Origin of the sequence: Sandaracinobacter sp., from assembly GCF_041909755.1 — a bacterium.
Classification (GTDB): Bacteria; Pseudomonadota; Alphaproteobacteria; order Sphingomonadales; family Sphingomonadaceae; genus Sandaracinobacteroides.
Genome location: NZ_JAYRCW010000104.1, coordinates 1 through 8,152 on the forward strand (window position 1 = coordinate 1; position 8,152 = coordinate 8,152).

At 68.6% G+C, this 8,152-nt stretch carries 8 protein-coding genes and 1 pseudogene; 2 read left to right on the plus strand and 7 right to left on the minus strand.

The window, feature by feature from the left end:
* Nucleotides 1-241 (minus strand): annotated as a pseudogene (locus ACE3O8_RS11790) (SRPBCC domain-containing protein); the annotation flags it as partial.
* A gap of 39 nt (nt 242-280) precedes the next feature.
* The gene (locus ACE3O8_RS11795) at nt 281-1,204 is read right to left on the minus strand and encodes a hydroxymethylglutaryl-CoA lyase (RefSeq protein ID WP_374389970.1); all 924 of its coding nucleotides are present in this window, start codon (nt 1,202-1,204) and stop codon (nt 281-283) included.
* Nucleotides 1,205-1,314: 110 nt separating this feature from the next.
* On the opposite strand from ACE3O8_RS11795, the gene ACE3O8_RS11800 reads away from it, so the two are divergent.
* Nucleotides 1,315-2,514: a CaiB/BaiF CoA transferase family protein gene (locus tag ACE3O8_RS11800; RefSeq protein ID WP_374389972.1), complete on the plus strand. Its 1,200-nt coding sequence runs from the start codon at nt 1,315-1,317 to the stop codon at nt 2,512-2,514.
* A 75-nt stretch (nt 2,515-2,589) separates the two neighbouring features.
* Here the strand turns inward: ACE3O8_RS11800 and ACE3O8_RS11805 are convergent, their stop codons facing one another.
* From ACE3O8_RS11805 to ACE3O8_RS11820, 4 genes are all read right to left on the minus strand, one after another.
* Complete coding sequence (locus ACE3O8_RS11805) at nt 2,590-3,192, minus strand: hypothetical protein (RefSeq protein ID WP_374389974.1); 603 nt, start codon at nt 3,190-3,192, stop codon at nt 2,590-2,592.
* An 86-nt stretch (nt 3,193-3,278) separates the two neighbouring features.
* Nucleotides 3,279-3,932 carry a GntR family transcriptional regulator gene (locus ACE3O8_RS11810; protein ID WP_374389976.1) on the minus strand — a complete coding sequence of 218 codons (654 nt, stop codon included), beginning with the start codon at nt 3,930-3,932 and terminating at the stop codon, nt 3,279-3,281.
* 91 nt (nt 3,933-4,023) lie between these two features.
* The gene (locus ACE3O8_RS11815) at nt 4,024-5,082 is read right to left on the minus strand and encodes a cupin-like domain-containing protein (protein ID WP_374389978.1); all 1,059 of its coding nucleotides are present in this window, start codon (nt 5,080-5,082) and stop codon (nt 4,024-4,026) included.
* An 11-nt stretch (nt 5,083-5,093) separates the two neighbouring features.
* Nucleotides 5,094-5,969: a LytTR family DNA-binding domain-containing protein gene (locus tag ACE3O8_RS11820; RefSeq protein ID WP_374389980.1), complete on the minus strand. Its 876-nt coding sequence runs from the start codon at nt 5,967-5,969 to the stop codon at nt 5,094-5,096.
* Between the two features lie 46 nt (nt 5,970-6,015).
* On the opposite strand from ACE3O8_RS11820, the gene ACE3O8_RS11825 reads away from it, so the two are divergent.
* Nucleotides 6,016-7,221: an acyltransferase gene (locus ACE3O8_RS11825; RefSeq protein ID WP_374389982.1), complete on the plus strand. Its 1,206-nt coding sequence runs from the start codon at nt 6,016-6,018 to the stop codon at nt 7,219-7,221.
* On the opposite strand, the gene ACE3O8_RS11830 is transcribed toward ACE3O8_RS11825, so the two are convergent.
* Nucleotides 7,202-8,152 (minus strand): ATP-binding protein (locus ACE3O8_RS11830; protein WP_374389984.1); only part of this gene is annotated, 951 nt, incomplete at its 5' end. The two genes, ACE3O8_RS11825 and ACE3O8_RS11830, sit on opposite strands and share 20 nt — an antisense overlap.

Consider the following 8,152-nt stretch of genomic DNA (forward strand, 5'->3'; position numbering starts at 1 on the left):
TGCCGCCGGGCCAGCTCTCGCTCAGCGCGCCGCCCGCGTTCGGGTTCAACGTCACCTTTCCGGAATAGCTGTGGGCGGGATCCCACCATTGGTCCCAGCTCGTCAGGGCCTTCCAGACGTCGGCGGGCGGCCGGGCGATGACGGCTTCGCTTCGGGAAACGAACCCGTCCGGGCCGGACGATGTCACGTCGGCCATGGCGGGCGCCGCCGCCAGCAGGCTGCCCAGGATCAGAACGCGCATGTTCGCCTCCCCCCCTTTTTTCCGGGCGGGGCGTGCGGATCAGGCCGCGGGCGCCCCTGTCCAGTTTCCGGCCCGTGCCGCCAAAGACGGCATCGGCCGCCCCAGCACGGGTTCGAACCACTGGTTGACCGCAATCAGGGCCTCTAGGTCAATCCCCGTCCCCACGCCGGAGCGGTCCATCAGATAGACAAGATCTTCCGTGGCGATATTGCCGGTGGCGCGCGGCGCGAAGGGGCAGCCGCCCAGCCCGCCCAGGCTGGAATCCAGCACGTCGACACCCGCTTCATAGGCCGACCAGGCATTGGCGATCCCCGTGCCGCGCGTGTTGTGGAAATGCGCGCGCAGGCGGATGCCGGGGGCGGCTTCGCGCACGCGGCCCACAAGATCCGCCACCTGTGCCGGCACGCCCACGCCGATGGTGTCCGCGATGGCGATTTCCACCGCGCCCGCGTCGGCCATCTCGCCCGCCAGCCGGGCGACGGTTGCGGGCGGCACATGGCCTTCGAACGGGCAGCCGAACGCGGCCGAGATGGTCACCTGCGGCACCAGCCCGCCCTCGCGCGCCAGCTTCAGCATCTCCCGGTTCTCCCGGATGCCCTCCTCGATGGTCTGGCCCTGGTTCTTCAGCCCGAACGTGTCGGACGCAACAAGCACGCAGCCCGCCTCGTCCACGCCGCGCGCGCCGCCTTCGCGCGTCGCCAGCGCGCGCAGCACGCCGCGCTTGTTCAGGCAAAGGCCGATATAGCGCATGCCGGGCAGGTCAGGCAGCGCCGCGATCACCGCCTCGCCGTCGGCCATCTGCGGCACGCGGGCCGGGTTCACGAAGCTCGCCACCTCGATGCGCCGGACACCCGCCGCCATCAGCCGCGCGATCAGGCCCAGCTTGCCGTCGGTCCCGATGATCTCGCGCTCGTTCTGCAGGCCGTCCCGCGCGCCGACTTCGACCACTTCAACCGGCCTCATCGCTTCCTCCTCGCCCCGCAGTCATCCAACTCGATTGTATACAATGGCCGATATTGGCTATAGGACCGCCCGCAAGCAGCGGCAAGCAGACAGATGGAAAGGCTCAGGCAATGGCACAAGGGGCGCTCGACGGTCTCAGGCTGATCGAGATGGGGCAGCTGATCGCCGGTCCCTTCTGCGGCCAGCTGATGGCCGATCACGGCTGCGAAGTCATCAAGATCGAGCCGCCGCGGCGCCCCGGAGACGCCGCAGAAGGGGATCCGATGCGTCAGTGGGGCCGGGGCAAGCCCGTCTGGTTCCCCGTCGTCGGCCGCAACAAGAAGACGATCACGCTGAACCTGCGCGACGCGCGCGGCCAGACGCTGCTGAAGCGGCTGGTGGCGCGCTCCGATTTCCTGCTGGAAAACTTTCGCCCCGGCACCATGGAGAAATGGGGCCTCGGCTATGAGTCGCTCTCGGCGGGCAATCCGGGCCTCATCATGATCCGCGTATCCGGCTATGGGCAGACGGGGCCTTATGCCCCCCGCGCGGGCTATGGCTCCATCGGGGAGGCGATGGGCGGCATCCGCAACCTCGCCGGCGATCCCTCGTCCCCGCCCAGCCGGGTCGGGCTGTCGATCGGCGATTCGCTGGCCGCCACCTTCGCCTGCCTGGGCGCGATGATGGCGCTGCATCACCGCCACCGCACGGGGCAGGGCCAGGTCGTCGATTCGGCCATCTACGAAGCGGTGCTGGCGATGATGGAATCGACCGTGCCCGAATATAGCGAGGCGGGCTTCATCCGGGAGCGGACGGGATCGATCCTCCCCGGCATCGCGCCGTCGAACGCCTACCCCTGCGCTGACGGCGACATCCTGATCGGCGCCAACCAGGACAGCGTGTTCATCCGCCTGTGCAAGGCCATGGGGCGCCCGGAACTTGCCACCGATCCGCGCTATGCCAGCCATGTCGCGCGCGGCGAGAATCAGGCCGAGCTCGACGCCCTCATCGCAGGCTGGACGCGCCCGCAGACCTCTGCCGGGGTGCTGGCCGCGATGGAGGCGCATGGCGTGCCGGCGGGCAAGATCTTCCGCGCGCCCGACATGATGGCGGATCCGCATTTCGCCGCGCGCGAGGCGCTGGTGAAGGTGGCGCACCCGGAATTCGCCAATCTGGTGATGCAGAATGTGTTCCCGAAGCTGTCGGAAACGCCCGGCAAGGTGAACTGGCCCGGCCCGTCGCTGGGCGCGTTCAACCATCAGGTCTATCACGAGATGCTGGGCCTGTCCGACGGGGAGATCGCGGAGCTGACGCGCGAGGGCGTGATCTGATTCACAGATCCGCCCGCTGCGGGCCGGCAGCGGGCGGATTGCGGCCGGTTGCTCCGGCTTCTTGAATTCGGGAAGTCAGATCGCGGCGGCGCGGCGCATCTGCATCTGCGCCCGGCGCGCATCCGCGCCCTGCACCTTCATCGCCAGCTCCATTTCCGCGATGTCGATCCGGCGGGCGCGGGCCTCCACCCAGCCGCGGCCGAATGCGGCAGCCCAGCCCAGCAGGGCGACAGCCGGGCCGAACGGCTCGGCGCCGACGCCCAGAACCAGGAACAGGGTCAGCAGCAACTGCAGCAGCATCTGGGTGCCGAGCACCGGCCGCCCCGGCTGCACGACCAGCCGGAACATCGCGACCGAGAGGCCCGCCGCCAGGATCAGGATTGCCTGCTCCACCACCGGCAGGCGCGCCATCGAGACGAACATGATCAGCGCCACCGCGACAAGGGCGCCCGTCACCGCCATCCAGCCCGCCGCACGCTGCAGCCGGGCACGTTCGTCCGCCAGGCGTCCGCACCGCCGGGCGATGCGATCATCCTGTACGGCGGCCTGCCGAAGCAGGTCTGCCGCCCGGCCATGATGCTGGCCTGCCCGGCTATCGAGAAGACGTTCCAGCGCCTCGCGCGCATTGCGCTGACGGCGAAATTCTGCGGAGTTCCAGTCCGACGCGACATTACTCATGGCGACCAACACCTTTTTGGCTCTTGGTTGCCGACCCTGCTGACTGGTTAACGCGACTCAACCTTGCCGCGCCAGCCCCCAAAAGGTCACAAATCGTTGCGCGATCCGCCCCCGTTCGCGGCAGCAAAGGCGTGGAAGGCGCGGCGGATATGGCCCGTCATCATGCTCTGGGCCCATTGCGCGTCCTGGGCGCGGAACGCCTCGATCAGCGCGGCATGTTCGGCATGACTGCGGGCGAACGCCTCGCGGTCATAGCGGCGGGCCGTGCGCTGCACCACCGGCTGCTCCACCAGAGACCCCAGCATCCGCGAAAGCCGGGGCGAGCGGGCGGCCTCCAGCACCAGGGCGTGAAAGCGCCGGTTCGCGGCCAGGAACCGGTCGGCATCCGCCGCGCCGGTCGCCGCGCCGATCTCGTCGTTCAGCGCCTCCAGCTCGCGGAGCGCGTCTGCAGGGATGCGGGTTGCCGCCCGCGCGGCGGCATGGCCTTCCAGGATCGCGCGCAGATCGAACATGTCGGCCACATCGTCGGCGGACCAGTCCGCCACATAGCTGCGCGCGCCGCCGGGGCGACGCACCAGATACTCCGCCTCCAGGCGCCGGAGCGCCTCGCGCACAGGGGTGCGGGAAACGCCGCACAGGGCCGCCAGCTCCTCCTCGCGCAGCGGGGTGCCCGGCCCCCATTCGCCGCCGACGATGCCGGACCGGATCCGGGCATAGGCAAGATCAGACGCCTTCGACATGTCTTTCCGTCCTGCGCCGCCCCGGATCGGGACGCCCGCAGTCCGCTTCTATTGTATACAATAAGCCCCGTCCACTGCCGTCGGATCGCGGTCAGAGCGGCCCTTCGCCCGCATAGAAGCCGGTGAAGCCATTGTCCCACACGAAGTTGGTGAAGCTCATCCCGATGGTCAGGCTCAGGCCCGTCACATGGTGCCACCAGCCGACGGGGATGAACAGGATGTCGCCCGGCCCGATCTCCACCGTCAGGATCCGCGGCCGCTCCGCCTCCGCCACCTCCGACAGCGCGGCATCCGCCCCGAACCGGCTGAAGCAGTGGCGGTGGTTGCGCATCCGGTGCGTTTCAGCCGGCGACACCATCGCCACCCGCTTGCGCCCCGCCATGTTCACCAGCAAATTCTGCGTCAGGTCGTGGTGCCAGGGCGTCACCGTGCCCTTCGGCCCCATCCAGAAGAAGCCGTCGCCCAGGTGGCTCGGCCCCAGATATCCGGGCAGGTCGCCCACATCGCGCCACAACCGGTCCAGCGCCCGGCGGTTCAGCCCCGAATTGTTCGCCGTCACATAGAAGTCGTTGGTATCCGGATCATCGGCAAGCTTCGCCAGCACCTCGCGCCAGCGCATCCGCCGCTTGTGCGCGATGGAGTTCAGCTCGAAATCCGGGTCCGCCTCCCGGTCCGTCTGCACCTCGATCTCGGGATCGCCCACAACGTCCGCCAGATAGTCCAGCGTCCAGCGCCGCCCCGGCCAATGGTCGGTCAGCCCGGTCAGCACCACGGGGGTCAGCGTCGTATAATGGTCGGCAAGGAATTCCTCCGGCGACAGCCGGTCGCGAAGCGGAATGCGGGCAGCCCCCATCCGCTCCAGCTTTGCGCGCGATTCCAGCAGCCAGTCCCGCTTCGCCAGCCGCGCCTGCAACGGCGCAGCCGCCTTCAGATAGGGATGGTTGCGCGCCGCCTCGATCTCCGCCCGCACCGCCGCCAGCGGCAAGCCCGCCTTCAGCAGGGCGGCGAGGATGGCGTCGGGCGCCTCCCCGGCCAGCAGACGCGCGGCGATCTCCTCCCGCCGGCTGTCGTCCAGCACGGCCGGCGCGTCGCGAATTCCCAGCGCGCGAAGCGGATCATCGGCGCGAAACCCTTTGCGAGCATCCAGCATGGCATCAGCGCCTACGACAGATTTGTGACAGTCCGGAGTCCTGCGGACGGCAGCCGGTCGCGGAAGCGACGGCTTGCCAGGATTGCGCCGCCGTCGCGCAGGTCCAGCAGCACGTCGCCCGAAGGTTGCGGCCGCTCCCGCAGGATCAGCGCCCGGTTCAGCAGCTTCGATCGATGGATCCGGATGAACTGCGGGCCAAGCTGGGCCTCCATCCCGCCCAGCGTCGCCCGGACGAGGTGCCGTCGTCCATCGGCCTCGATTTCCACATAATTGCCTGCCGCTTCCACGATGCGGATCGAAGACGGCCGCAGATGCACTGTTCCGCCGCCGGTCCGCAGGCTCAGCATCGGCTCCCCGGCAGCTGCCGCAGGCCGGGTCGAGCGCAGCCGCGCGAAGCCCCAGAACAGGCCGAGCTGGAGCGCGTAGCTCAGCACATCCTTGCGCCACTCATAGAAAAAGATGCGCGCCAGCCCCTCGTCGAGATAGCCATACTGGCCACCCGCCAGTTCATAGACCACCAGCCGGATCGCAAGCATCGCCAGCACATGCACCACGGAAAAGGGTATGGTGAGCGCCAGGTGGGTCAGCAGCGCCCGCCCCCAGGGGGGGCGGATCGGAACATGCCGCAAGGCACGCCACACCAGCGGCGCCAACGCCAGCAGCACCACGCCGCTCGAACCTTCCCACAGCAACGGCTCCCAGGCCTCGAAATTGCGGGCATCCGGCGGCACTTCCATCAGGATCGAACTGACGTTCACTGCAAGGCTCGCCGCCGTCAGCGCCGCCAGCAGACCCCAGGCGGCCCAGGGGAACGCACCGTTCGTCCCGGGCCTTCCGCCGCTTGTCCCTGTCGTCTCACCGTTCGTCACAGGCGCCTGTCCGTCCATGGCCGGGCGCTAGGTTGGGCGCCTTGCCCGTGCAATTCAAGCCGGCATGACAGACATTCCTGAACCCGGCCGCGATCCGGCCAGACCCGCTGACGCCTGTTCCGGTCAGGTCCGCCGACTGGATCTGGACTGGCTCCGCATCTGCGCCTTTGCGCTCCTCATCCTTTATCACACCGGGATGTTCTACGTGACGTGGGACTGGCATGTGAAAAGCCCCCGCGCGTCCGACGTGATCGAGCCGCTGATGATGCTGTCCAGCCCCTGGCGGCTGGGGCTGCTTTTCCTGGTCTCGGGCGCCGCCACGCGCTTCCTTTCGGACCGGCTGGCGCCCGCTGCCCTTGCACGGAACAGGGTTCACCGGCTGCTCTGGCCGCTTCTGTTCGGCATGTTCGTGGTGGTGCCGCCGCAGGCCTATCTGGAAGTGGTTGAAAAGCTCGGCTGGACCGGCGGCTACCCGGCCTTCATGGGGCTCTATGTGCAGGGCTATGGCGGCTTCTGCCGCAGCGGGGATTGCCTGGCGCTGCCAACATGGAACCATCTTTGGTTCGTCGCCTATCTGCTGGTCTATGGCCTGCTGCTGGCCGCACTGCTGGCCGCGCGCCCGGCGCTGCCGCGCCTGCCGCACCTGCCCGACCGTCTCGTCGTTCCGCTGTTCGTGATCGGCCCATGGCTCTGGCTGTGGACGATGCGCGCACTGCTGTTTCCCCGGTTCGATTCCACCCATGCCCTGGTGGACGACTGGTACAATCACAGTATCTACCTGCCGCTGTTCCTCCTTGGCTTCGTCATCGCCCGGTCCGACAGGATCGCGGAAGCAACGGTCCGGCTGCGCTGGATCGCGCTCGTCGCCTTTGCGCTCGGCTGGTCCCGGCTGTTCCTGATGGACCTGTCGGACAGGTCGCCGCCCATGGATCTGCTTCTTGGTCGTGGCCTGCGCGAGCTTCAGGCCTGGGGCGCGATCCTTGCCTGTCTTGGATTTGCCCGCCTGCATCTGTCCGGCGCCGACGGCCCGGCCCGCCGCTGGCTGACCCGAGCGATCTTCCCCTTCTATATCGTCCACCAGACGGCGATCGTCGTCGCCGCCCATCTGCTGGCGAGACAGGCACTGCCGCTTCCTCTCGAAGCCGGGCTGGTCTTGCTGGCCACGATTGCGGCCTGTGTGGGCGCGGCCATGGCCGCGATGGCCTGGCCGCCGCTGGGCGCAGTGCTGGGCGTGCCTCCGAAACGCCCGCTCAGCCCCGGTCGGGCATGATCCGCTTCATGAACTGGTCGAACATCGGCACCGTGAAGGCCGTGTCGCCATGGGCCGGGGAATAAAGCATGCCCTTGCGGATCAGGCTGTTGCGGATCGGCGCCAGCTGCGTCACCAGCTTGCCCAGCATCTCGGCAATGTCGCCCGACCGGTGCGGCCCCGGCCCCAGCTCCGCCATGGCGCGCATGTAGCGCTTTTCCGAAGGCGTCAGCCGGTCGAACCGCACCCGGAAAAAGCTGGCGTCCAGCTCTGCCAGCGCGGTCACCCCGGCATTCTCCACGTCCAGCACGCTGATGGGGGAGGCAAAGGCGAGATCCCAGGCATGCTTGCCCCATTCCTGCAGGAAATAGGGATAGCCCTGCGTCGCGGCCACGATGGCATCCACGGCAGCCGGCTCGATCGACTCCTCCTCCCGCTCGATCGGGATCACGATGGCATTGCGCGCCGCGCCGGGCGCAAGGGCCGCCACCTCCACATATTCGAACAGCCGCTCGGCATAGCTTTTCGCCCGCCCCATCTGCCCCAGCAGCTGCGGCAGCCCGGCCGCCACCAGCCCCACCGGCAGCTGCGCCTGCGCCACGGCATGCAGCGCCGAAATCAGCGCCGCCATCTCCGCCTCCTTCACATACTGGATCTCGTCGATCGCCAGGATCGCGGCCGTCCCCCGCTCCTTCGCGGCCTCGCCCACCGCCAGCAGCAGCTCGGTCAGGTCCACTTCCAGGTCGCCGGAATCCGCCACGCCCTTCTCGGGCTCGGCGTCGATGGTCACCTCGATGTCGTGATAGGCCACCTTCAGCTTCGCGAAACCCGCCAGAGCGCGCAACGCCTTGCGCGCGCCCGCCTTGGCCGATTCCATCCGGTCCAGCTTCAGCAGCAGCGCCCGCAAAGGGGCCGCCAGCATCGCCGGCAGGGATCGCCCCTCCGGCGCCTC